The sequence below is a fragment of the Streptomyces sp. NBC_01390 genome (assembly GCF_045040105.1).
In the GTDB taxonomy this organism is placed as follows: Bacteria; Actinomycetota; Actinomycetes; order Streptomycetales; family Streptomycetaceae; genus Streptomyces.
The window spans coordinates 10,321,421-10,347,309 of sequence record NZ_CP109551.1; the positions used below are offsets into that span (position 1 = coordinate 10,321,421).

The 25,889-nt window shown below is 71.6% G+C and carries 8 protein-coding genes; 3 read left to right on the forward strand and 5 right to left on the reverse strand.

Annotated elements, in window-relative coordinates; translation table 11 throughout:
• Positions 1-102: 102 nt before the first annotated feature.
• Entirely contained in the window at positions 103-1,449 is a 1,347-nt protein-coding gene (locus tag OG241_RS46160; RefSeq protein ID WP_405824629.1) for a lysine N(6)-hydroxylase/L-ornithine N(5)-oxygenase family protein, read from the reverse strand.
• A gap of 85 nt (positions 1,450-1,534) precedes the next feature.
• On the opposite strand from OG241_RS46160, the gene OG241_RS46165 reads away from it, so the two are divergent.
• Positions 1,535-2,482: a methionyl-tRNA formyltransferase gene (locus OG241_RS46165; RefSeq protein ID WP_405824631.1), complete on the forward strand. Its 948-nt coding sequence runs from the start codon at positions 1,535-1,537 to the stop codon at positions 2,480-2,482.
• 79 nt (positions 2,483-2,561) lie between these two features.
• Complete coding sequence (locus OG241_RS46170) at positions 2,562-3,107, forward strand: GNAT family N-acetyltransferase (RefSeq protein ID WP_405824633.1); 546 nt, start codon at positions 2,562-2,564, stop codon at positions 3,105-3,107.
• 17 nt (positions 3,108-3,124) lie between these two features.
• On the opposite strand, the gene OG241_RS46175 is transcribed toward OG241_RS46170, so the two are convergent.
• From OG241_RS46175 to OG241_RS46190, 4 genes are all read right to left on the reverse strand, one after another.
• On the reverse strand, positions 3,125-3,862 hold the full coding sequence (locus OG241_RS46175; protein WP_405824635.1) for a hypothetical protein: 738 nt from the start codon (positions 3,860-3,862) through the stop codon (positions 3,125-3,127).
• Positions 3,859-4,713, reverse strand: a complete 855-nt coding sequence (locus tag OG241_RS46180) for an ABC transporter ATP-binding protein (protein WP_405826810.1) — start codon at positions 4,711-4,713, stop codon at positions 3,859-3,861. Before OG241_RS46180 ends, OG241_RS46175 begins: the two co-directional genes overlap by 4 nt.
• Before the next feature lie 64 nt (positions 4,714-4,777).
• Entirely contained in the window at positions 4,778-5,878 is a 1,101-nt protein-coding gene (locus OG241_RS46185) for a FecCD family ABC transporter permease (RefSeq protein WP_405824637.1), read from the reverse strand.
• Positions 5,879-5,880: 2 nt separating this feature from the next.
• On the reverse strand, positions 5,881-6,906 hold the full coding sequence (locus OG241_RS46190; protein ID WP_405824639.1) for a FecCD family ABC transporter permease: 1,026 nt from the start codon (positions 6,904-6,906) through the stop codon (positions 5,881-5,883).
• Between the two features lie 167 nt (positions 6,907-7,073).
• Here OG241_RS46190 and OG241_RS46195 point away from each other — a divergent pair, with 167 nt between their 5' ends.
• A complete protein-coding gene (locus tag OG241_RS46195; protein ID WP_405824641.1) occupies positions 7,074-25,877 on the forward strand; it encodes an amino acid adenylation domain-containing protein in 18,804 nt (6,267 codons plus the stop codon).
• Positions 25,878-25,889 lie beyond the last annotated feature (12 nt).

Here is a 25,889-nt window from a genome sequence, read left to right on the forward strand (position 1 = left end):
GTGGAGGCCGGAAAGGCCCGAGTTGGGGGCTGAGGCCTGCCTGAGTACGGGTGTGCGCGTGCACTCGGGCGGGCCCAAAACGTAGGTGAGGCTACCCTAAGTTTACAGCGCTTGCCCAGTGCTGGCGACGACGTCACCGCTGCGACGCGTGAGCAGGGAGTCGAGGATCTCTCCCGAGCGCACGGCGGTCGTCGACAGCAGGGTCGAGGTGAGACCGTGCGTGTGCTCGGTCGCACCCTGGAGGTAGATCCCTGCGGTGACCTCGGGTGCGGCCTCGACCCGGTGGTCACGGCCGACCCGTACGGCGTCGTTGTCGTCCCGCAGACAGAGCTTGGCCGCTCTGCCGAGCAGGGTGTCGAGGTCCCGGGGGCGGTAGCCGGTGGCGTGCACGAGCACGTCGCAGGAGAGCACCTCCCGTTCTCCGGTGGGGAGATACTCGACGGTGACGTCCAGCCGGTCGTCCAGCTGCTCGACGTCCCGGATGCGGGAGACGTTGCGCATCCGCAGCCGCTCGGTGCCCTGGACCTTCTCGCGGTACATGGTGGCGTACAGCGTCTCGATCAGGTCCATGTCGACCACCGAGTAGTTGGTGCTGCGGTGGTAGTCGTGCAGGGACTGCTTCACCTCCGGCCGCGACCGGAAGTAGACGTCCACCGCCTCCGGGTCGAAGATCCGGTTGGCGAAGGGGCTGTCGTCGGCGGGTGTGTAGCCGTACTTGGCGAACACCGCGCAGACCTCGGTGCCGGGGAAGGAGCGGTGCAGATAGTCGACCGCCTCGGCACCGCTCTGACCCGCGCCGAGCACGAGAATGCGGCCCACCGAGGCACCCGTGGCGGTCAACTCGCTGGTGCGGGGCACCAGTTCGCTGTTGTGCCAGATGCGGTCCGACAGTGCGGTTCCCGGCGGGACATGCGGTTCGAGACCGACGGCCACCGAGATGTTGCGGGCCCGGCGCACCACCGTACGCTCCGGATCGCCCGGCACGCCGGTGACGACGTCGAACCAGCGGACCTCGCCGCTCTCCGTCAGCACGGGCTCCACGGAGACCACTTCGGCGTCGTACGTCACCTGGTCCGCGACCCGGGCCGCCGCCCACTCGAAGTACTCGTGGAACTCGATCCGCAGCGGGAAGAGCGTCTTCGCGTTGAGGAAGTCCACCAGCCGGCCGCGGTCCCGCAGGAAGCACAGGAAGCTGAAGTCGCTGGTCGGGTTGCGCATGGTGACCAGGTCCTTGAGAAAGGACACCTGCATGGTCGCGTCGTCGATGAGCATGCCCCGGTGCCAGCCGAACCGTGGCTGGCGTTCCAGGAACTCGGCGCGAATCCGCTCCTCGGGCGCGGCTTGTGCGTTGTGTTCCGCGATGGCTATGGCCAGCGCCAGATTTGACGGACCGAAGCCGATACCGAGCACGTCATGGACGGCGTCCGGTTCATCGTGCAGTGCGTTCACCGCAACTTCCCTTCCCCTAGGCGCCACTGATGTTAAATAAGGTTAGCCTTACCTTGCAATGGTGTGTCCTACGGAAGGATCGACTATGCGGGTCGTCATGTTCGGCTATCAGACCTGGGGGCATCGCACGCTCCAGGCGCTGCTGGACTCCGATCACGAGGTGGTCATGGCGGTCACCCACCCCAAGAGCGACCACGTGTACGAGAAGATCTGGGACGACTCGGTGGCCGACCTCGCCGAGAAGCACGGCATTCCGGTCCTGCTGCGGAACCGTCCGGACGACCCCGAACTCCTCGCCGCACTGCGGGAGTTGGCGCCGGACCTGATCGTCGCCAACAACTGGCGCACAGTCCTGCCCCCCGAGATCTTCGACCTCCCGGCGCACGGCACGCTCAACATCCACGACTCGCTGCTCCCGGCGTACGCGGGCTTCTCCCCGCTGATCTGGGCGCTGATCAACGGCGAACGGGAGGTCGGTGTCACCGCTCACCGGATGAACGCCGAGCTGGACGCCGGTGACGTGCTGCTTCAGCGGGCGGTGCCGGTCGGTGCGCGCGACACGGTGACCGACCTCTTCCATCGCACTGTGGACTTGATCACACCGGTCGTCCATGAGTCCCTCGGGCTCATCGCCTCCGGCCGCGCGGAGTGGATCCCCCAGGACCGCAGCAGGGCGAGCTTCTTCCACAAGCGGTCCCTGGAAGACAGCCGCATCGACTGGACCTGGCCGGCCGAGGACCTGGAACGCCTGATCCGCGCCCAGTCGGACCCGTACCCCAACGCCTTCACGCATCACAAGGGGCAGCGGATACGGATCGTCGAGGCCGAGGTGTCCGAGGGCTGCTACGGCGGCACACCGGGCCGGATCTTCATCCGCGAGGGCGACGGGATCGTCGTGGTCGCGGGCACGGAGGCCCGGAACGGGCGGCTGCGGGGCCTGCTGGTGAAGCGGGTGCGGACCGAGGGCGGGTCGGAGATCGCGGCGACGGAGTACTTCCGCACGATGGGCGGGTATCTGACGGCACGGCCCTGACCCGGGGGAGGGGCGGTGGGGCGTGCGGGCGGACCGATTCCCGTTCGACGCGGGTGCGTGATCACGTCAGGATGGCGTCATGCCTGATCTGCGAACCCAACGCCTCGTCCTCCGCTCCTGGAGCGACTCCGATCTCGCTCCCTGGGCGGCCATGAACGCTGACCCCGAGGTCCGCGAGCACCTCGGGGGCATCCTCACCCGCGAGCAGAGCGAGGCCTCCGCCGCCGGCTTCCAGGCCGACCTCGACGAACGGGGCTGGGGCTGGTGGGCGGTGGAGGTCACCGGTACGGGGGAGTTCGTCGGCTTCGCCGGGCTGGATCCGGTGGACGCAGACATGGCGTTCGACGGCGTCGAGGCGGGCTGGCGGCTGGCCCGGCGGGCGTGGGGGCACGGATACGCGACTGAGGCCGCCCGCGCGGTGCTGGCCCACGCCTTCGACGAGAAGGGCCTCGGCCTCGAAGAGGTCCTGGCGATCACGACGGCCACCAACCTGCGTTCGCAGGCGGTGATGCGCCGCCTCGGCATGACCCACGCCCCGGCCAAGGACTTCGACGACCCGACAGTCCCGGAAGGACCGCTGCGCCGGAACGTGGTCTACGGGATCCGGGCCGGCGCCTGGCTCTAGCCGACCCCTGGTGGGTGTCAGAGGTGCCGCATCCAGACGTTGGGCTCCTGGTAGATGCCCTCGTCGCGGGCACGGTCGACGCGCAGCAGCCCCAGGCCGTCCGGGATGACGTACTCGCCCGACTCGGGAAGGTCGAGCCCGGTCCACTTCTCCCACTGGGCGACCGTGCCGGTCATCGTCTGGGAGACGGGGGCCGCGGCGAGGATCTCGGCACCGAGTCGCTCGTGCGTACGGATCCACGGGTCGAGGGCCGACCCGTCGGGGCGGCGCCAGCGCATGAAGGTCTCGACGGGCGTCAGGGGATAGCGCGCCTTGGTAGTCGGACGGACGGGCGCGACGACCCGGACCAGCCTGGCCTCCAGGGCGGCCCCGCGCAGCGCCATCAGCGTCTCGCCGGCCAGCCCACGCCCCGTCAGCGCGGGCGTGACGACCGCGCCGCAGATCACCAGCGTGTCCGGTGCCACGCCCCGCTCCCGTCCCTCGACGGCCCGCACCAGCGAGTCCGTGTATCCGGACGGCAGGTCCTCGACCGACCCGTCCCAGCGGACCGGTACGCCCCAACCCGCCGCCACCGGCACTTCACGCTCGTCCACCAACGTGAGGTCCCAGGCAGGGAACCACTCCCGGACCCGGCCTATGTACTCCGACACCAGCCGGTCAGCCGTGATGAACTCCGGGAAGCTCTCGCTGAAGAGTTCCTTCAGGTGCTCAACAGGCCAGGTGCGCGCGTCGGTTCGCTCGGCTCTCAAGATCATGGGGACGTCTTAGCACGTACATCCTGATGGTGGCGGCCCATCGGGATCACCATGGGGGTGTTGCTGACCGGGTCGAGGGTGATGCGGCACGTCAGGTCGAAGACGTCCTCGACCGTCTCCGCCGTGATGACCTCCGCCGGCGGCCCCTCCGCCACGATCCGGCCGGACTTCATGGCGACGACGTGATCGGCGTACCTGCAGGCCTGGTTGAGGTCGTGCAGGACCATCACGACCGTGCGGTTCTCGCGGCGGTTGAGGTCCGTGATCAGGTCCAGTACGTCGATCTGGTGGGCCAGGTCGAGATACGTCGTCGGTTCGTCGAGGAGGAGTACGGGCGTGCCCTGGGCGACCGCCATCGCGATCCACGCCCGCTGCCGCTGGCCGCCGGACAGCTCGTCCACCGGGCGATCGGCGAGGTCGGTCATGTTGGTCGCGGCGAGCGCCTCGTGCACGGCCTGTTCGTCGGCCTTCGACCACTGACGCCACCACGTCTGGTGCGGTGAACGGCCCCGGTTGACGAGGTCGACGACCGTCAACCCCTCGGGCGCGACGGGGCCTTGGGGCAGGATGCCCAGGCGCTGCGCCAACTCCCGGGTGGGGATGGACTGGAGGGCCCGGCCGTCCAGGTGGACGGTGCCCTCGCGGGGGGCGAGCAGTCGGGCCAGGGCCCGCAACAGCGTCGACTTCCCACAGGCGTTGGCGCCGACGATGGCCGTGATCCGGCCCGGCGGCACGGCCAGGTCGAGGCCGTCCACGACCACCCGGTTGTCGTACGACAGCCGCAGTCCCGTCGCCCTGAGGTCCGGGTCCGCGGCCGGCTGCGCGGTGCTGGGCAGGGGGGCGACCGGCATGGCGTCCTCGGTGGTCGTGGTGGTCGTGGTGGTCGTGGTGGCCTTGGGGTTCGTCGACATGGGGTCAGCCTCCTGAACCCGCGCGGTTGGCGCGGACGAGCAGCCAGAGCAGGACGGGCGCGCCGAGCACGCCGGTGACGATTCCGACCGGCAGTTCCGTGCCGGAGATGACCGTACGGGCGATCAGGTCGCTGCCCAGGACCATCAGCGCCCCGGTCAGTCCCGAGGCGAGCGTGGGCGGCCAGGCGGTGCGGGCGAGGCGCTGGGCGATCTGTGGGGCGGCCAGCGCCACGAAGGCGACCGGCCCTGCGGCGGCGGTCGCGAAGGCGATCAGACCGACGCCGGAGAGCAGGACGGCGAGCCGGACGGGCTGGACGCGGGTGCCGAGGCCGATCGCCACGTCGTCGCCCAGCTGGAGCGTGCGCAGCAGCCGGCCGAGGAGAAGTGCCGTCGGCAGGAGGACGGCCAGGGCGATCGCGAGCGGGCCGACGTCCGACCACGTACGGCCGTTGAGGTTGCCGACCAGCCAGCCCAGCGCGGCCTGCGCCTGGAACCGGCCGCCCCTGGCGACCAGGTAGTCGGTGGCGCTGGTGCAGATCCAGGCGACGCCGATGCCGACGAGGATGATCCGGTAGCCGGTGGTGCCGCGCCGCCAGGCCAGCGCGTACACGACGAGGGCCGTGGTCAGCGCGCCGAGCAGCCCGAGCGTCTGGGTGCCGAGACCGCCGTCCCAGCCCAGGACGATGCCCGCGACGACGAAGGTGCCCGCTCCCTGGGTGAGGCCGATCATGTCGGGGCTGGCCAGCGGATTGCGGGTCATGGTCTGGAACAGCCCGCCGGACACGCCGAACGCGATCCCGGCCAGCAGTCCCACCAGGGAGCGCGGCAGCCGCAGTTCCTGCACGACGAGCACGGTTCCGGGATCGCCGGAGCCGGTCAGGGCGCGTACGACGTCGGTGAACGCGATCGGGTAGTCGCCGATCGTCAGACTCCAGCAGAAGAGGAGGAGCGTGCCGACGGCGAGCAGGGCGGCGACCGTCACCAGACGGGGCCGGAGGATCCCGGAGACCGGGGGGACGGTCAGCCGGTAGGTGCGCCGGTCGCGGGGGGAGGGCGGAGCGGGCGCCAACACGGCAGCGTCACCTGCGGACTCGGGGTTCGTCATCCTCACACCTCCGCCAGTTTCCGCCGCCGCACCAGGGCGATGAAGAACGGCCCGCCGATGAAGGCGACGATCACGCCGGCCTGGACCTCGACGGGCCGGGCCACCAGACGGCCGATGATGTCGGCGGCGAGCAGCAGGCTCGGCGCGAGGGCGGCGGACAACGGCAGCAGCCACCGCTGGTCGGGGCCGATGCCCGCCAACTGGGCCAGCACACGCGCGACATGGGGCACGACGAGCCCGATGAAGACGACCGGGCCGATGACCGCGACGGCGGCTCCGGTCAGCAGGGTGACCGCGGTGACGCCCTGGAGCCGGACCAGACCCAGCCGCCGGCCGAGGGAGGCCGCCACGTCGTCACCCAGGGCCATGCTGTTGAGGGCGGGCGCACTGGCGAACGCCAGCACCGCGCCCACGGCGAGGAAGGGCAGGATCCTGAGGACGGTCTCGCCGTCCTGGTCCGCCATCGAACCGGCCGACCAGAAGCGGTAGCGGTTGAGCGCGTCGGCGTCGGTCAGCGCGATCGCGCTGGTCAGGGAGGACAGCAGAGAGGTCACCGCGATGCCGGAGAGCGCCAGTTTGACCGGTGTGAGCCCGGAGCGCCCGAGCCTGCCCAGGAAGTACACCAGGATGCTGGCCGCCATCGCGCCCGCGAACGCGAACCACACGTATCCGTAGAACGAACCGATGCCGAGCACTCCGACAGCCAGCACGATCGCGAACGAGGCACCGGCGCTCACCCCGAGGATTCCGGGGTCCGCGAGCGGATTGCGCGTCAGTGCCTGCATCAGCGCGCCCGACAGCCCGAGCGCCGCCCCGGCCGCCAGCCCGAGCGCCGTACGGGGTACCCGCGCCGACCAGATGACGTTGTCCACGAACCGGCTGGGCGCGTCACCCAGCAGAGCCCGCATCACCTGATCGGGTGGAATGCTGGCCGCGCCGAGGGCTAGTGACGCAAGACACAGTCCGAGCAGAACGGCACCGAGCACTGCCACGAGAAGTACGGGGCGAACGCTTCTGCCCCGCGTCACCGTGCGGTCTCCAACGGATAACTCCCTTAGGTTAGGCAGGCCTTAATAGTAGGGGTGGGAAGCGGGTCTGCCGGGACTGGGGTCTTTTGGTTAGGTAATGCTTACCTTAGTATTGCGCCCGGTCCTCCGGCTCAGCCGGTCCGTACACCATGGAGGCACGGTCGCCTGTGTCCGGTTTCGAAGTACGTGTGCTCGGTGTCGACGACGAAGCGGAAGGCGCGCTCGCGGCCTTCTGGCTGCGGCGCCTCGACCCGCTCCCGCAGGAGACCGCTCTCCCGGTCGACTTCCCGTACCCGCTGCGCCCGACCGGTGAACGGCACACCCTCCGCCGCCCGTTGACGGCGACAGCCGACGAACCGATCCTTCTGGCCACGTACGCCGCGCTCCTGCACCGCTACAGCGGCGGCCACGACATCACCTTCGGACACGACGGTCTGCCGCTCCGGATCGCCGTGGACGGCGGTACCTCCTTCGCGGACCTCGTAGGGCAGGTGACCACGGCCCAGGAGGAGGCGCGGGCCCACCGCGTCGAACGCGCCGCGCTCGTCGACTGGTTGAGCCCGGAACCCACCCGGGGCGGCGGCCTGCTGTTCAACACGGCCTTCGGTGCCGGGCCGGCCGACGGCGCCCGCTTCGACCTCGACCTCGCCCTCGAAGTCCGCGCCGGCGACCTGTGCGTGACATACCGCGGGGATCTCTTCGAGACCGCCACCGCCGAACGCGTCGCCGACCACTACACGACCCTCCTCGCCGACGCGCTGGCCCACCCGCACGCCCCCGTGGGCGAGTTGGAGCTGCTCGGCGCCGAGGAGCGCCACCGCGTCCTGCGGGAGTGGAACGACACCGACCACGACATCCCGCCGCGCACCTGGCCCGAGATGTTCGCCGACCAGGTACGGCAGCGCCCTGACGACATCGCGCTGGTCTTCGAGGACATCACCCTCACCTACGCCGAACTCGACGACCGTGCGGGCCGGTTGGCAGCCGCCCTGATCGCCCGGGGCGCCGGACCCGAGCGGGTGGTCGCCCTCGCCGTGCCCCGCTCGGCGGAGCTGATCGTCGCCGAGGTCGCCGTGCTGAAGTCGGGCGCCGCCTATCTGCCGGTCGACACCGACTACCCGGCCGACCGCATCTCCTACATGCTCGCCGACGCCGGCCCCGTCTGCCTGGTCACCACCGAGGAAGTCGCCGAGGACATCCCGGTGAACGACGGCACGGCAGTCGTCGTCCTCGACTCGCCGGACGTGGTGCGGGAGTTGCGGGACGGGCAGTCGGCAGGCGCCGACGCGAGCGCGCTGACCGTCGCCAACGCCGCCTACGTCATCTACACCTCCGGCTCCACCGGCCGCCCCAAGGGTGTCGTCCTCACGCACGCGGGCGTGGCCAAGCTGGTCGCCACCCAGACCGAGCGGTTCGGGATCGGATCGCACAGCCGGGTGCTCCAGTTCGCCTCGCCCAGCTTCGACGTGGCGTTCTGGGACCTGTGCCTCGGCCTGCTGTCCGGCGGCCGGCTCGTCGTCGTACCGTCCGAGCGTCGGGTGCCCGGCCCTGCCCTGGCCGACTACGCCCACGCGCACGGCATCACCTTCATGATCCTGCCGCCCGCGCTGCTCGCCGCCATGCCCGAGGACGTCGAACTCCCGCCCGCCACCCTGCTCGCGGGCACCGAACGCGTCTCGCCCGAACTGGTCGGGCGGTACGCGCGCGGCAGGGCGATGTTCAACGCGTACGGCCCCACCGAGGCCACCACCAACTCCACCCTCGGCCTGTGCGATCCCGACATCCCGGCCGGTTCCGTCGTTCCCATCGGCATCGCGGACCCCGGCACGCGTGCGTACGTCCTCGACGCCCGTCTGAAGCCCGTCCCGGCCGGTGTTCCGGGGGAGCTCTACCTCGGCGGCGCCGGGCTCGCCCGCGGCTACCTCGGGCGGCCCGACCTGACCGCCGAGCGGTTCGTCGCGGACCCGTTCGGCGCCCCGGGCGAACGCCTCTACCGCACCGGCGACCTGGTGCGTTGGCAGGCCGACGGCCGGTTGGTGTTCCTGGGCCGTGCCGACTCCCAGGTCAAGATCCGCGGCTTCCGCATCGAACCGGGCGAGATCGAGTCCGTCCTGCGCGGCCACCCGGCCGTCGACCAGGTGGCGGTCGTCGTCCGCGAGGACCGGCCCGGCGACCGACGCCTCGCCGCCTACGTCGTCCCGGCCCTGGACGGTGAGACCGTCCCGGACGCCACCGAGCAGGTCGGGGAATGGAAGGACCTCCACGAACTCCTGTACACGGCTGCCGGATCGGAGGGCGGTCAGGAGCAACTGACCGGGTTCCGCGAGAACTTCGCGGGCTGGAACAGCATGTACGACGGACTGCCCATCCCTGTCGGCGAGATGCGCGAGTGGCGCGCGGCGACCGTCGCCCGCATCGAGGAACTCTCGCCCCGACGCGTCCTGGAGATCGGCGTCGGCAGCGGTCTGATCCTCTCCCGCGTCGCGCCCCACTGCGCCGAGTACTGGGGCACCGACCTCTCCGAGGAAGCGGTACGCGCCCTGCGCGACCAGGTCGATGCGATACCGGAACTCGCCGACAGGGTCCGGCTGTCCGCCCAACCCGCTCACGACACCACGGGGTTGCCGCAGGGCCGCTTCGACACCGTCGTCATCAACTCCGTCGCCCAGTACTTCCCGAGCGCCGACTATCTGACCGACGTCGTCCATGCGGTCGGGTCGCTCCTCGCTCCCGGCGGCCGGTTGTTCATCGGCGATGTGCGCAACGCCCGGCTGCTGCGCTGCCTGCGCGCGGCCGTCGAAAGCCGCCGCACCCGCGACCCGCAGGACAAGCAGGCCCTGCGGGCCGCTGTCGAGCGGTCGATCGCCTGGGAAGGCGAACTCCTCCTGGACCCCGACTACTTCGCGGCCCTCGACGGCTTCGACGCCGAGATCCACATCAAGCGGGGCGCACACCACAACGAACTGACGCGGTACCGCTACGACGTCGTGCTCAGCAAGCACGCCCTCGCCTCGGAGCCCATCGACGTCGAGGAGGTTGTCTGGAGCGGGCCGGAGGCCCTCGAAGCCCGCCTCGCCGAGCGGCCCGCACTGCTCCGGGTCACCGGCGTGCCCAACGCCCGGCTCGCCGAGGACCTGGCCGCGCTGTCCGCCCTGGACGACAGCAGCCGTACGGCGGACGCCCCGGACCCCGAGGTCTTCCACGCGCTCGGCGCCCGGTACGGTCACCGCACCGCCGTCACCTGGAACGGCAGTGCCGACGACGGCAGCCTCGACGTCGTGTTCGCCCTCGGCGACACCCCGCTCACCGGCCTCTACCGCCCCTCCGGCTCCGGCCCGCACGCCAACCGCCCGGCGCCCTTCCGGGATGTCAACGCCCTGATGCGGGCGCTGCGTTCGTACGCGGCCGACCATCTCCCCGAATACATGGTCCCCGCCGCCGTCGTCCCCCTCGACCGTCTTCCGGTCACCCCCAGTGGCAAGCTCGACGCCGCCGCGCTGCCGATCCCCGATCGCGGCGCCCTCAGTGCCGGCCGGCCGCCCCGTGACGCCCGCGAGGAACTGCTGTGCGCGGCCTACGCCGACGTCCTCGGACTGCGCTCGGCGACCATCGACGACGACTTCTTCGCCCTCGGCGGCGACAGCATCACCGCCATCCAACTCCTCGTCCACGCCCGCCGCGCGGGCCTCCGCCTCAGTTCCCGGGACGTCTTCAAACACCGCACGGTCGCCGCGCTCGCGGCGGCGGCAGCTGCGGTGGTCCGGCAGGACACGGAGCCGAGCGCCCCGCTGATCACCCTCACCGAGGCCGAACTCGCCGAGATCCGGGCCGAGTTCCCGGTCACCGTCGAGGAGGTGCTGCCGCTGAGCCCCCTCCAGGAGGGCTTCTGGTTCCACTCCCTCGTCGACGGCGCGGATCTCGACGCCTACGTCGTCCAGCAGGCCCTCGACCTGACAGGTCCCGTCGACGGCGAAGCCCTGCGCCGCGCCGCCCAGCGTGTCCTGGACCGGCACGCCCCGCTGCGCGCCTGCTTCCGCCGGCTCCCCGACGGGCAGCCCGTGCAGATCATCGCCGCGGACCTCGAACTGCCCTGGCGCGAAGTCGACCTGACCGTCCACGACGGACCCGCCCGCGCACCGCTGGCCGACGCGGTCGCCGCCGCCGAACGAGCCCACCGCTTCGACCTCGCCAACCCGCCCCTCATGCGCTGTGCGCTCGTCCGACTCGACGACCACCGCAGCCGACTGCTGCTGACGTTCCATCACATCGTCGCCGACGGCTGGTCGTTGCCCGTCCTGCACCGCGAACTGATGGCCTCCTACGGGGACACCCCGGCCGCGCTGCCGCAGCCCGCGCCCTACAGCGCCTATCTGCGCCGTCTGGCCACCGCCGACCGCGAGGCCGCCCGCACCGCCTGGCGCACGGCTCTCGCGGGGGTCGAGGAGCCCACGCGGCTCGTCGAGTCGCCCGCGGACGGCACCCGTGTAGAACCCGCGCAGATCCGTCTCGAACTGTCCGAGCAGGTGACCGCCCGACTCGCGGCCCGGGCGCGCGAGCACGGAGTGACCCTGGGCACGGTCGTCCAGGGCGCCTGGGGACTGCTCGTCGGGCGGCTCACGGCACGCCAGGACGTGGTGTTCGGTACGACGGTCTCGGGGCGTGACGCCGAGGTCGAGGGCATCGAGTCCATGGTCGGCCTGTTCATCAACACCCTCCCGACACGCTTCCGTTGGGAGCCCTCCGACACCCTCGCCGACCTCTTCGTCCGCCTCCAGGACGAACAGGCCCAGTTGCTGGACCACCAGCACCTCGGCCTGACCGAACTCCAGCGCGTCGCCGGCCTCGCGGGCGCGGGCGAACTCTTCGACACGCTCGTCGTCTTCGAGAACTACCCGGCCGCGACCGACCTCGCCGACCCGACGGGCACCCTTCGGCTGACGGGTCACGAGTTCCACGACGCCGTCCACTATCCGCTCGCCCTGATCGTCAAGCCCGGCCGACGACTCGACCTGCGGCTCAAGCACCACGCCCAGCGGCTCGACGCCGACGCCGTACGCCGGATCGCGGACCGGCTCTCCCGCATCCTGCACGCCCTCGCCGCAGACCCCGGGCAGCGCGTCGCCGACGTGGAACTCCTGTCGGCGGACGAGCTCCTCGACGCCCACCCGACCGGCGAACACCGGGACGTTCCCGGCACGACCCTCGCGGCGGCCTTCGAGGCACAGGTGGCTCGCAGCCCGGACGCGACCTCGGTCGTGTACGAGGGTGAGACGCTCACCTATCGCGAACTCGACGCCAGAGCAGCGGAGTTGGCACGCCGGCTGACCGTCCGGGGCGCCGGGCCCGGTACGGTCGTCGCCGTCGCCGTACCGCGCTCGGCCGAACTGATGGTCGCGCTGCTCGGCGTCCTGAAGTCGGGCGCCGCCTATCTCCCGGTCGACGTGGACTATCCCGCAGACCGGGTGGCCCACATGCTCGCCGACTCCGGTGCCACGACGGTGGTGACCACCTCGGCGACCGCCCCCCAACTCCCGTCCGGCCAGGCTCTTCTGCTGCTCGACACTCCGTCCGAGGAGAGCGGCCCCGAACCGCTCCCCGCCCACCCCGACGACCCGGCCTACCTGATCTACACCTCCGGCTCCACGGGCCGCCCCAAGGGTGTCGTCGTCACCCACCGGGCCGTCCTCAACCGGCTGTCCTGGATGCAGGGCGCCTACGGACTGACCGCCGCCGACCGGGTGTTGCAGAAGACCCCGGCCAGCTTCGACGTCAGCGTCTGGGAGTTCTTCTGGGCGCTGTGCGAGGGCGCCGCCGTGGTCCTCGCCCTCCCGGACGGACACCGCGACCCCGCCTACCTCGCCGGGCTGATCCGCCAACAGGGCGTCACCACCCTGCACTTCGTGCCGTCGATGCTGGAGGCCTTCCTCCAGTCCGACGAGATCACCGCAGACCCGGCCTGGGCCGCTTCCCTGCGCAACGTCTTCAGCAGCGGCGAGGCGCTGCCCGCCGCGGCCGCCGCTCGCTGGCACGCGCTGACCGGCGTACCGCTGCACAACCTGTACGGCCCCACCGAGGCCGCCGTCGACGTGGCGCACCACGCCTATGACGGCGCACCCGGCACCACCGTGCCCATCGGGCGTCCTGTGTGGAACACGGGCCTGCGCGTCCTCGACTCCTGCCTGCGCCCCACGCCCGAAGGCGTGCCCGGCGAGCTGTACCTGACCGGGGTCCAGCTGGCACGCGGCTACCACGCCAGGCCGGGCCTGACCGCCGAACGGTTCGTCGCCGACCCCTACGGGGAACCCGGCACGCGCATGTACCGCACCGGGGACCTTGTGCGCCGCCGCACGGACGGTGTGATCGAGTACCTCGGCCGCACCGACCGCCAGGTGAAGATCCGCGGCAACCGGATCGAACTCGGCGAGATCGAGGCCGCGTTGAGCCGTCAGTCGACCGTCGCCCAGGCCGCCGTCACCGTCAGCGGCGGCCAGTTGGTCGCCTACGTCGTGCCCGCCAGCGACGCAGACGTCCCGCCGCCCGCCGAACTCCGGGCCGCACTTGCCCAGGAGTTGCCCGCAGCCGTCATCCCGGCCGCCTACGTCGTCCTCGAAGCCCTCCCGCTCACCCCGAGCGGCAAGCTCGACCGGGCCGCCCTGCCCGCCCCGCAGGCGGTACGAACGGAGACGCGCGCGCCCCGCAACGAGCGGGAACACGCCCTCACCGAGATCTTCGCCGCCGTACTGAAGCTCGAAGACGTCGGTGTCGACGACGACTTCTTCATGCTCGGCGGCGACAGCATCACCTCCATCGGCGTCTCCAGCCGCGCCCGCCGGGCGGGCCTGGACCTGGGCCCGCGTGACGTCTTCGAGCACCGCACCCCGGCCGCCCTCGCGGCAGCGGCGGCGCCCGTGGCCGAAGTGGCCGCCCCGCGCTCCTCGTTCGCCCTCACGGCCGAGGAGACCGAGCGCGTCCACCGGCTCAGCCCCGCCCCCGTCGAGGACATCTGGCCGCTCGCCCCGCTCCAGGAAGGCCTGTTCTTCCACTCCACGTACGACGACAGCGCCCTGGACGTCTACACCGTCCACGAGTCCTTCGACCTCGCCGATCCCCTCGACACCGGCCGACTCCGCGACGCCGTAAGGGTGTTGCTGGCCCGCAACCCCAGCCTGCGCGCCGGGTTCACCAGTGAGGGCCTGCGCCAGCCGGTGCAGTTCATCGTGCGCGACCCCGAGATCCCCCTCGAAGAGGTCGACCTGTCCGGGCTGCGGGAAGCCGAACAGGACGTGCGGCTGCGGGAGTTGACCGAGGCCGAGCGCTCCCGCCGCTTCGACCTCACCAGGCCGCTGCTCTTCCGTATGCTCCTCGTCCGTCTCGGCGCGGACCGGGGCGATCGGCTGATCGTCGGGCGCCATCTGCTCCTCTGGGACGGCTGGTCCGCCTGGATCTTCCTCGACCAGCTCTTCGCCCTGTACGAGAACGGCGGCGACGCGAGCACCCTGCCCGCACCAGGCAACTACCGTGACTACCTGACCTGGCTGGAGGTCCAGGACACGGCCGTCGCCACCGACGCCTGGCGCTGCGCCCTCGCCGGACTCGACGAGCCCACCCTGCTCGCCGCCGCCGACCAGGGCCTCGAACCGGACATCCCGGAGAGCCTCGACGTCCTCGTCCCCGACGAGGTGGGCGAACGGCTGCGCACCATCGGACGGCGGCACGGGCTGACCCTCAACACCGTGCTCAACGCGGCCTGGGGACTCACCCTGGCGAGCGCCACCGGCCGTACCGACGTCGTCTTCGGCACGACCGTCGCCGGCCGGCCGAGCGAGGTGCCGGACATCGAGAACGTCATCGGCATGTTCCTCAACACCGTCCCCGCCCGCATCGCCTACGACCCGGCCGAACCGGTCCTCGGGCTGCTGCGCCGAGTCCAGGACGAGCGGCTCGCCGTCATGCCGTACGAGTATCTCGGCCTGGGTGTGCTGCAGGCCGACACCGGCCACCGGCGTCTCTTCGACACGCTGTTCGTGCTGCGCAACAACGACACCGAGGAGCGGCTCGCGGAGCTCAGCGAGCGGCACGGCGCCACTGCCGTTGCCAACGTCGACGCGACCCACTATCCGGTCAACCTCGTCGTCACCCCCGGCCGCTCCATCCAGGTCACCCTGACCCACCGGGCCGACGTGATCGCCCGCCCCCGGGCCCAGGACCTGCTCGACCGCTTCACCCTCCTCCTGGACCGGCTCACCCTCGACCTCGACGCCCCGGTAGGCGGTCTTGACCCGCTACTCCCGGCCGAGCACACCGAGTTGGAGCAGGAGCGGGCCGCCGGACGGGTCCCCGACCCCACGGACACGATCGCCGATCTGCTGGCGGCCCAGGCCGCTGCCACCCCCGACGCCACGGCCGTCGTCTTCGGTGACCGCACCCTGACCTACGCCGAACTCGACACCCGCATCAACCGGATGGCCCGACTGCTGATCGCGCGGGGCGCCGCCCCCGAGCGGGTCGTGGCTCTCGGACTGCCCCGCTCCCTCGACATGGTCGTCGCCCTGTTCGCCGTACTGCGCACGGGCGCCGCCTATCTGCCGCTGGAACTGGACTACCCGGACGACCGGCTTGCCGCGATGCTCGACGACGCCCGCCCGGCGATGCTGCTGTCCACGGCGGCCGTGTCCGCGCGACTGGTGGGCGAGACCCCCCGCGTGCTGCTCGACGACCCGGCGATCGCCGCCGAACTCGCCGCACTGCCAGGCGACTTGGTCTCCGTCACCTTCAGCCTGGAACACCCGGCGTACGTCATCTACACCTCCGGTTCCACCGGCCGCCCCAAGGGCGTCGTCACGCCGTACCGGGGGCTGACCAACATGCAGCTCAACCACCAGAAGGAGATCTTCGAACCGGCGACCGCATCGGCCGGCGGACGCCGACTGCGTATCGCGCACACCGTGTCCTTCGCCTTCGACATGTCGTGGGAGGAGTTGCTGTGGCTGGTCGAGGGGCATGAAGTCCACATCTGCGACGAGGAGTTGAGGCGCGACGCCGAGGCCCTGGTCGCCTACTGCGAGCGTCATCGCGTCGACGTCGTGAACGTGACCCCGACCTACGCCCATCTCCTCATCGAAGAAGGGTTGTTGGAGGGCCACCGCCCGCCGCTGGTACTGCTCGGCGGCGAGGCGGTGTCGGAGACGGTGTGGAACCGGCTGCGCGACACCGAGGGCACCTACGGCTACAACCTGTACGGGCCCACCGAGTACACCATCAACACCCTGGGCGGCGGCACTCTCGACAGCGCGACCCCGACCGTCGGCCGTCCGATCCGTGGCACCCGCGCCCACATCCTGGACGCCTGGCTGCGTCCGGTCCCCGAGGGCGTGCCGGGCGAGCTGTACATCGCCGGCATCGGCCTGGCCCGCGGCTATCTGAACCGGCCGTCCCTCAGCGCCGAACGGTTCGTCGCCGACCCGTTCGGTGAACCCGGCGAGCGCATGTACCGCACCGGTGACCTGGTCCGCCGCAATCCCGACGGCAACCTCGATTTCCTCGGCCGGACCGACGACCAGGTGAAGATCCGCGGCTACCGCGTCGAGCTGGGCGAGATCGAGACCGCCCTCGCCCAGCACGACCGGGTCGCCCACGCCGCCGTGATCGTCCGCGACGAACGCCTCGTGGGCTACGTCGTCCCCACCGGGCTCACCGACACCGACCGGGCCTTCGCCGAACTCGACCAGGTCGGCGAGTGGCAGGAGATCTACTCCGACGAGTACGAGGAGATCAGCACCGCCGTCTTCACCGAGGAGTACGCCGGCTGGGATTCTTCCTACGATGGTCGGCCCATCCCCTTCGACCACATGCGGGAGTGGCGCGAGGCGACGGTGGAGCGCATCCGCTCCCTGCGACCCCGCAGGATTCTCGAGATCGGCGTCGGCTCGGGCCTGCTGCTGTCCAAGCTCGCCCCGGACGCGGAGGCCTACTGGGCCACCGACTTCGCGGCCCCCGTCATCCGCAAGATCGGCCAGGAGCTGCTCCAGGACCCGGAGTTGGCCTCCAGGGTCACGCTCCGCGCCCAGCCCGCCGACGACCTCACCGGCCTGCCCGGCGACGGCTGGTTCGACACCATCGTCATCAACTCCGTCATCCAGTACTTCCCCAGCATCGACTACCTGACCTCGGTGATCCGGGGCGCGATGGAGCTGCTCGCCCCCGGCGGCGCGCTGTTCGTCGGAGACGTCCGCAACCTGCGGCTCGCCCGCACCTTCCAGACGGAGATCCAGGAGGCGAAGGGCGTCACCGGCGACGCGCTGGCCCGAGCCGTGGAACGCGGCCTGCGCCTGGAGAAGGAACTCCTCGTCGACCCCGACTACTTCACCACCCTCGGCTACGGCGTCGACCTCCGCACCAAGCAGGCCCGCCACCACAACGAACTCACCCGCTACCGCTACGACGCCGTGCTGTACGCCGACGAGCCGGGCCTGCGGCTGACCGGTGTCCCGGCCGTCCCCTTCGACGCGCGGCAAGTCGCTCTCGAGAGCGGTGACTTGGCGGGTCTGCTCGCTGTCGCCCCGGTACGCCTCACCGGCATCCCCGACGCCCGTATTGGCGCCGCCGGGGGAGTCGACCCGGAGACGCTCCGCGACCTCGCCGCCGAACTCGGGTATCGCGTCCTGACCACCTGGTCCGGTCAACCCGGCACGTACGACGCCGTGTTCGTCACGGGCGAGGTACCACCGCTGACCGCAGGGCTCTACCTCCCCGGCGGCGGAGCGGCCCCGTACGCCAACGCCCCGACGGCCGCCCGAGACGCGGGCAGCCTGATCCGACAGCTCCGCGACGACCTCAAGCAGCGGCTGCCCGACTACATGGTCCCGGCCGCGTTCGTCACCCTCGACCGGCTGCCCATGAACGACAACGGCAAGCTGGACGTCCGCGCCCTGCCCGACGCCGAACCGGCCGTCGCCCTCGGCACCGGCCGGGGACCGCGCACCCCGCGTGAAGAGGTGCTCTGCCGGCTCTTCGCGGAGGTGCTCGGCCTGCCCGAAGTCGGCGCCGAGGACAGCTTCTTCGACCTCGGCGGCCACTCCCTGCTCGCTACCCGCCTCATCAGCCGTGCCCGCACCGAGCTCGGCGCCGAACTGGCCATCCGGGACCTGTTCGAGGCACCCACGCCCGAGCACCTGGCATCCCGCGCCGACACCTCACGCCCGGCCCGCCCGGCCGTCACCGTCACCGCACGTCCCGAGCGCATCCCGCTCTCGGCCGCACAGCGCCGCCTGTGGCTGGTCGAACGGATCACCGGCAGCGGCGTCGCCTACAACTTCCCCCTCGTCTTCCGCCTCCGTGGCGCCCTGGACCTCGACGCCCTCCGGGCAGCCGTACGGGACGTGGTGGGACGCCATGAGGCGCTGAGGACCTTGTTCCCCGAGCAGGACGGGGAGCCGTACCAGCTGATCGTCGCGGCGGCCGAGGCCGACCCCGCGTTCACCGTGACGGACTGCGGGGAGGGGGAGCTGGCCGAGCGTATAGAGGCCGCCCAGCGCCGCCCCTTCGACCTCACCTCAGAACTCCCACTGCGCTGCGAGGTGTTGAGGCTCGGGCCGGCCGATCACGTCGTGGCTGTCGTCCTCCACCACATCACCACCGACGAGTGGTCCGACCGCCCGTTCCTGGCCGACCTCACCACCGCCTACCGGACCCGGCGCGCGGGCCGCGCCCCCGAGTGGGCGCCGCTGCCGGTCCAGTACGCGGACTACACCCTGTGGCAGGACGAGCTGCTCGGCGAGGTCGGTGCCGACCAACTCGCCCACTGGACCGAGACTTTGAGCGCCCTCCCTGAGGAACTGCCGCTGCCTCGTGACCGGCCCCGCCCCGCCGAGCCCACGGGGCGCGGCGGCAAGGTACGCCTGGAGCTGCCCGCGGACACCGGACAGGCCCTGCGTGACCTGTCCGGCACCACCGGCACCAGCATGTTCATGCTGTTCCAGGCCGCCACGGCCGCCCTCCTGCACCGCCTCGGTGCCGCTGACGACATCCCCCTCGGCGCTCCCATCGCCGGCCGCACGGACGACGCCCTCGACGACCTGGTCGGCTTCTTCGTGAACACGCTCGTGCTGCGGACGGACCTGTCGGGCGGTGAACTGACCTTCCGGCAACTCCTCGCGCGCGTAAGGGAATCGTCGCTCGCCGCGTTCGAGCACCAGGACCTGCCCTTCGACCAGGTCGTCGAGGCGCTCAACCCAGCCCGTGTGCCCGGTCGCAACCCGCTCTTCCAGGTCATGCTGGGTTACCACTACCGCCCGGACGGCGACCCCGACATGTTCGGCATGCCGACCGAGTGGTTCGACATGGACACCGGTATGGCCAAGTTCGACCTCCACTTCACCTTCGTGGACGAGCCGGACCGCCTGACCCTTCTCCTGGAGTACGCGACCGACCTCTGCGACGAACCGACGGCCACTCGGACGGCCGCGCGGCTGGTGCAGCTGCTGGAACAAGTGGCGAGCCGACCTGATCTGCTGGTGCGGGACTTGGAGGTACTGGGGGAGTCGGAGCGGCGGGCTGTTCTGGGGGACTGGAACGCCACCGCTCGTGAGGTGACGTCCCAGAGCCTTCCGGAGTTGTTCAGGGCCCAGGTGGCCCGTATCCCGGACGCGTTGGCGCTGGTCTTCGGCGAACAGCGGCTGACGTACGCAGAGTTGGACGAGCGCGTCGAGCGGACCGCCCGAGTGCTGGCCGGCCTCGGCGTGGGCCCGGAACGTACGGTCGCCGTTGCCCTGCCCCGGTCCGTGGAGCTGGTGGTCGCGCTGCTGGCCGTGCACCGGGCGGGCGGGGCGTATCTGCCCCTCGATGCCGACTACCCGGAGGAGCGGCTGGCGTTCATGCTGGCGGACGCCCGTCCGGTGGCGGTGATCCGGGATGTGCTTCCGGAGGGGGCGCCGGTTGGCGAACTCCCCGTGTCCTACGATCCGTTGAGCCCCGCGTACGTCATCTACACCTCCGGTTCGACCGGCACCCCCAAGGGCGTTGTCGTGCCGCACGAGGGCATCGTCAACCGTCTGCTGTGGATGCAGGGGGAGTACGGGCTGACCGGCGACGACCGTGTCCTGCAGAAGACGCCGTCCAGTTTCGACGTGTCGGTGTGGGAGTTCTTCTGGCCGCTGATCACCGGCGCGGCCCTCGTGGTCGCCAAGCCCGAGGGGCACAAGGACCCCTTCTACCTGGCCGGGCTGATCCAGGAGCAGGGCATCACGACCGTGCACTTCGTACCGTCCATGCTCCAGCTGTTCCTGGAGGAGCCCACGGCTGCGGGCTGCCTCGGGCTGCGACGGGTGATGTGCAGCGGAGAGGCGCTGCCCGACGAGCTGGCCCAGCGGTTCCGTGCCGTACTGCCGGCGGAGCTGCACAACCTGTACGGGCCCACGGAGGCGTCGGTCGACGTCACCGCGACCCAGGTCAGCGAGTCGGCCGGGCGGGTGTCGATCGGTCGGCCGGTATGGAACACGCGTGCGTATGTGCTCGACGCCGGGCTGCGACCGGTGCCGCCGGGTGTGGCGGGGGAGCTGTACCTGGCCGGTGTGCAGCTGGCCCGTGGCTATCTCGGGCGCCCGGAACTCACGGCCGAACGGTTCACAGCCGACCCGTTCGGTGAACCCGGTTCACGCATGTACCGCACAGGTGACCTGGCACGCTGGACAACTGAGGGAACGCTCGAATACCTGGGCCGGACCGACGACCAGGTGAAGATCCGGGGTTTCCGTATCGAGCTGGGCGAGATCGAGGCCGTGCTCACCCGCCACGACACCGTCGCCCAGGTCAGCGTCGTCGCCCGCGACCAGCAACTCGTCGCCTACGTCGTGCCCGCCGCCCACGTCGTCCCAGCCACTTCCGCCGCGTCCGCCGTTTCTGTCGCTTCCGTCGGCGTCGACACCGCCACGCTGCGCCGACACACGGCCGCCGCGCTCCCCGGGCACATGATCCCCGCGGCCTTCGTCGTCCTCGACGCGCTGCCGCTCACCCCCAACGGCAAGCTCGACCGCAGGGCCCTCCCCGCCCCCGACTTCACGGCGACGGCGTCGGCGGCCGGGACGGGCGAAGGCCTGCCGCGCACCCCGCGCGAGGAGATCCTCTGCAGCCTGTTCGCGGACGTCCTGGGTCTCGCCCGCGTCGGCATCCACGACGACTTCTTCACCCTCGGCGGGCACTCCCTCGTCGCGATGCGGCTGGCCGCCCGTATCCGGGCCACGCTCGCCGCCGACGTCTCCCTGCGGACCGTGTTCGAGGCGCCCACGGTCGCCCGGCTCGCCGAGCGTCTCAAGGGGACCGGCGTGGAGAGCGGCGAGGAGATGGGTGCGGGCCTGCCCGTCCTCGCACCGGCCGAGCGGCCGGAGCGGTTGCCGCTCTCCTTCGCCCAGCAGCGCCTGTGGGTGCTGTACCGGGTGGAGGGCCCCAGCCCCACGTACAACATCCCGCTCGCCTGGCGGCTCACCGGACGGCTCGACGCCGCCGCGCTGCAACTGGCCGTCGACGACCTGGTGGCCCGCCACGAACCGCTGCGCACCGTCTTCCCGGAGGAGGACGGGCGGGCGTACCAGCTGATCCTGGAGCCGGGACAGTCCCGCGTCGAGCTGGCGACCGAGACCGTCCGCGACGAGGAGGAACTCGCCGAGCGGCTCGCCGAGGCCGCCGCCCACGGCTTCGAGCTGGACCGGGAAGCCCCGCTGCGCGCGCACCTCTTCCGCACCGCCGAGGACGAGCACGTACTGCTGCTCCTGCTGCACCACATCGCTGGCGACGAGTGGTCCGACGCGCCCCTCAACCGCGACCTGGCCGTCGCCTACGAGGCGCGTGTGGCGGGCCGGGCGCCGGAGCGGGCGCCGCTGCCGGTGCAGTACGCCGACTACAGCCTGTGGCAGCGGGCGATGCTCGGTGACGAGCAGGACCCGGAAAGCCTGGCCTTCCGTCAACTGGCCTTCTGGAAGCGGACCTTGGCCGGGCTCCCCGAGGAACTCGCGCTGCCCATCGACCGCCCGCGCCCGCTGGAGGCCACCTACCGAGGTGGCGCCGCGACCATCCACCTGGACGCCGAACTGACTGCCGGGCTACGCGAGTTGGCCAGGTCGAGCAACGTCAGTATGTTCATGGTCGTCCAGGCGGCCGTGGCCGCACTGCTGACCCGCCTCGGTGCCGGTACGGACATCCCGCTCGGCAGCCCCATCGCCGGACGTTCCGAAGAGGCTCTCGAGGATCTGGTCGGATTCTTCCTCAACACCCTGGTGCTGCGCACCGACACCTCGGGCGATCCCGCCTTCCGTGAACTGCTCGCCCGGGTACGGGAGACCGACCTGGCCGCCTTCGACCACCAGGACGTACCGTTCGAGCGGGTGGTGGACGCCCTCAACCCCGCCCGGTCACTTTCCCGGCACCCGCTCTTCCAGGTCATGGTCGTGTACCTGGCCGCGGGCGTCGACGGGGCCGGCCTCGCCGGTCTGGAGTCGCGGCGGGAGGAACTCGGCGCGGACACCGCCAAGTTCGACCTCTCCTTCGACTTCGTGGAACGTGCCGGAGGTGACGGCGTCGACGGTGTGCTGGAGTACAGCGCGGACCTCTTCGACCCCGCGACCGCCGCGACGATCGCCGAGCGCCTGGTCCGCCTCCTGCAGGCGGTGGCCGTCGCCCCCGACACCCCGATCGGCCGGATCGACATCCTCGGCACCGCCGAACGCCACCGGATCCTGACCGAGTGGAACGCCCGGCCGCTCCTCTCCGACCCGACCACGGTCCCGGCCCTCTTCGAGCGGCAGGCCGCGCTGTCCCCGGACGCGCCCGCCGTGGCCTCCGACGGCATCGAGCTGACGTACGCGCGGCTCAACGCCGAGGCCAACCGGCTCGCCCGGCTGCTCGTCGCGCGGGGCGCCGGCCCGGAGCGCCTCGTGGCGCTCGCCCTGCCCCGGACCGCCCGCACCCTGCTGGCCGTCCTCGCCGTGCACAAGGCGGGCGCCGCCTATCTGCCGCTCGACCCGGACGCACCGGCCGCCCACCTCCGCGACACGCTCGACGACGCCCGCCCGGTGCTGACCCTCACCACCGGCAACATCGCCCGGCTGCTGCCCGCCGACGGCCCGCCGACGCTGGAGCTGGACGCCCCGGCGACCGTCGACCTGCTCGCCGTCCAGGACACGGCCGACCTCCTCGACGGCGACCGCCTCGCACCCCTCACCCCACGCCACCCGGCGTACGTCATCTACACCTCCGGCTCCACCGGCCGCCCCAAGGGCGTGGTCGTCACCCACGAGAGCGTCGGCAACCTCTTCCACAGCCACCGCGAGACGCTGTACGCCCCGGCGAAGGCCGCCACCGGCCGCCGTCACCTGCGGGCCGGACACGCCTGGGCGTTCTCCTTCGACGCCTCCTGGCAGCCCCAGCTGTGGCTGCTGGACGGTCACTGCGTCCATGTCGTGTCGGACGAGACCCGCCGCGACCCGGAGCTGCTCGCGGCAGCCGTCATCGAGCACGGCTTCGACTTCCTGGAGGTCACCCCGTCGTTCTTCGCACAGATGGCCGAGACGGGCCTGGTCCGTGACGACGGGAGCTGCCCTCTCGCCGTCGTCGGCGTCGGCGGCGAAGCCGTCCCCGTGGCGCTGTGGGAGCGGCTCGGGCGCCTGACCGGCACCGAGGCGTTCAACCTGTACGGGCCCACCGAGTCCACCGTCGACGCCCTGGTGGCCCGGGTGCGCGACAGCGACCGGCCGCTCGTCGGACGCCCCGTGGCGGGCACCCGGGCGTACGTCCTCGACGACCGGCTGCAGCCCGTGCCGCCCGGCGTGACGGGCGAGCTGTATCTGGCCGGCGGCGGCCTCGCCCGCGGCTATCTAGGCCGCCCCGCGCTGACCGCCGAGCGGTTCGTCGCCGATCCGTTCGGCACACCGGGCTCCCGTCTCTACCGGACCGGTGACCTGGCACGCTGGACCGCCGACGGACACCTGGACTACCTCGGCCGGGCCGACAACCAGGTCAAGATCCGCGGGTTCCGTATCGAACCCGGCGAGATCGAGTCCGTGCTCGCTGCCGAACCGGACGTCGCCCAGGCAGTAGTGACGGTGCGTCAGGAAGGCGCGCACAAGCTCCTGGTGGCGTACGTGGTCCCCGTACCGGGACAACTGCCGGACTCGGGGCGGCTGCGCGCCCAGCTGGGTCGCCAACTGCCCGACCACATGGTTCCGGCGGCCGTCGTCCTCCTCGACCGGCTGCCCGAACTCGCCAACGGCAAGCTGGACCGATCCGCCCTGCCCGCACCGGACTTCGCCGCGCTCTCCACGGGCCGGGCACCCGGCTCCGAGCTGGAGAAGGCACTGTGCGGGGTCCTGGCCGACGTGCTCGGTCTGGACGAGATCGGCGTCGACGACGACTTCTTCGCGCTCGGCGGCGACAGCATCATGGCGATGCAACTGGTCAGCAGGGCACGGGCGGTGGGCGTACGGATCACTCCGCGACTCGTGCTGCGCCACCGCACGGTGGCCCGTCTCGCCGAGGTCGCGACCACGACCGGCTCCGCCGTCGCCCGGCCCGTCGACGACGGAACCGGCACCGTGCCGCTCACGCCGGTCATGCACTGGCTGCGCGAACTCGGCGGCCCGTATCGGAGCTACCACCAGTCGGCCCTCGTCCAGACGCCCGCCGCCCTGGACCGGCCGAAGCTCGCCGCCGTCCTCCTGGCACTCGCCGACCGGCACGCCATGCTGCGCGGAACCCTCGTCCGCACGGAGACCGGTCACTGGACCCTGGAGGTACCGGAGGTCGGAACGGTGGACACCGGGACGTGGATCGAGCGCGTGGACGTCGCCGGACTCGACGCGGAGGAGCTGAGGGCGGTCGTCGCGGACCGCGCCCACGCCGCCCGCGCGGCACTGGACCCGGACACCGGCGCCATGGTGCGAGGCGTGTGGTTCGACGCGGGCACGGAACCCGGACGGCTCCTCCTCATGGCCCACCACCTCGTCACCGACGGCGTGTCCTGGCGGATCCTGCTGCCCGACCTGGCCGCCGCCTGGACCGAAGTCGAGGCCGGGCGCCCCGCGACCCTCGCGCCCGTCGACACCTCCTTCCGCACCTGGTCCCGCAGGCTCGAAGAGCTGGCCCAGGACCCGGCCCGAGAGGCTGAACTGCCGTTCTGGACCGGCGTACTCGAAGGAGCCGCGCCCCTTCCGCTCGACCGGCCGCTCGACCCGGCCCGCGACACGGCAGGCACGGTACGGAACCTGGAACTGCGACTGCCCGCCGATATCACCGGCCCGCTGCTGTCCGCCGTGCCGTCCGCCTTCACCGCGAACGTCAACGACGTACTGCTCACCGGCCTCGGCCTCGCCGTCGCCGACTGGCGGCGGCGCCACGGGGACACCGAGGGCGGGCCGGCCCTGGTCGACCTCGAAAGCCACGGCCGCGACGAGGAGTTGGCGGGGGACGCCGATCTCTCCCGTACGGTCGGCTGGTTCACCAGCGTCTTCCCGGTCCTGCTCGATCCCGGTCCCGTCGACCTGGACGCGGCCCTCGCGGGCGGCCCCGAGATCGAGGAGGCGCTCGCCCGGGTGCGCGCCCACCTGGCCTCGCTGCCCGCGAACGGCGCCGGTTACGGCATGCTCCGCCACCTCAATCCCCGTACGGCCCCGGTCCTGGCGGGCTTCGCGGCTCCGCCGATCGAGTTCAACTACCTCGGCCGCTTCGGCATCCCCGAGGCGACGGACTGGTCGTACGCCCCGGAGGAGGACGTCTCGGACATCGGCGCCGAGCCGGAGATGCGGGAGGGGCACGCCCTCGGCATCAACGTCGTCACCGAGGACCGTGCCGACGGGCCCGTCCTGGCCGCCCACTGGTCCTGGCCCGCCGCCGTCCTGTCCGAGGAGGCGGTACGGGATCTGGCGGAGACCTGGTTCCGGGCACTCAAGTCCCTGGTCGCCCGCGCCGAAAACCTCGACCAGAACTGACCACGCACACTC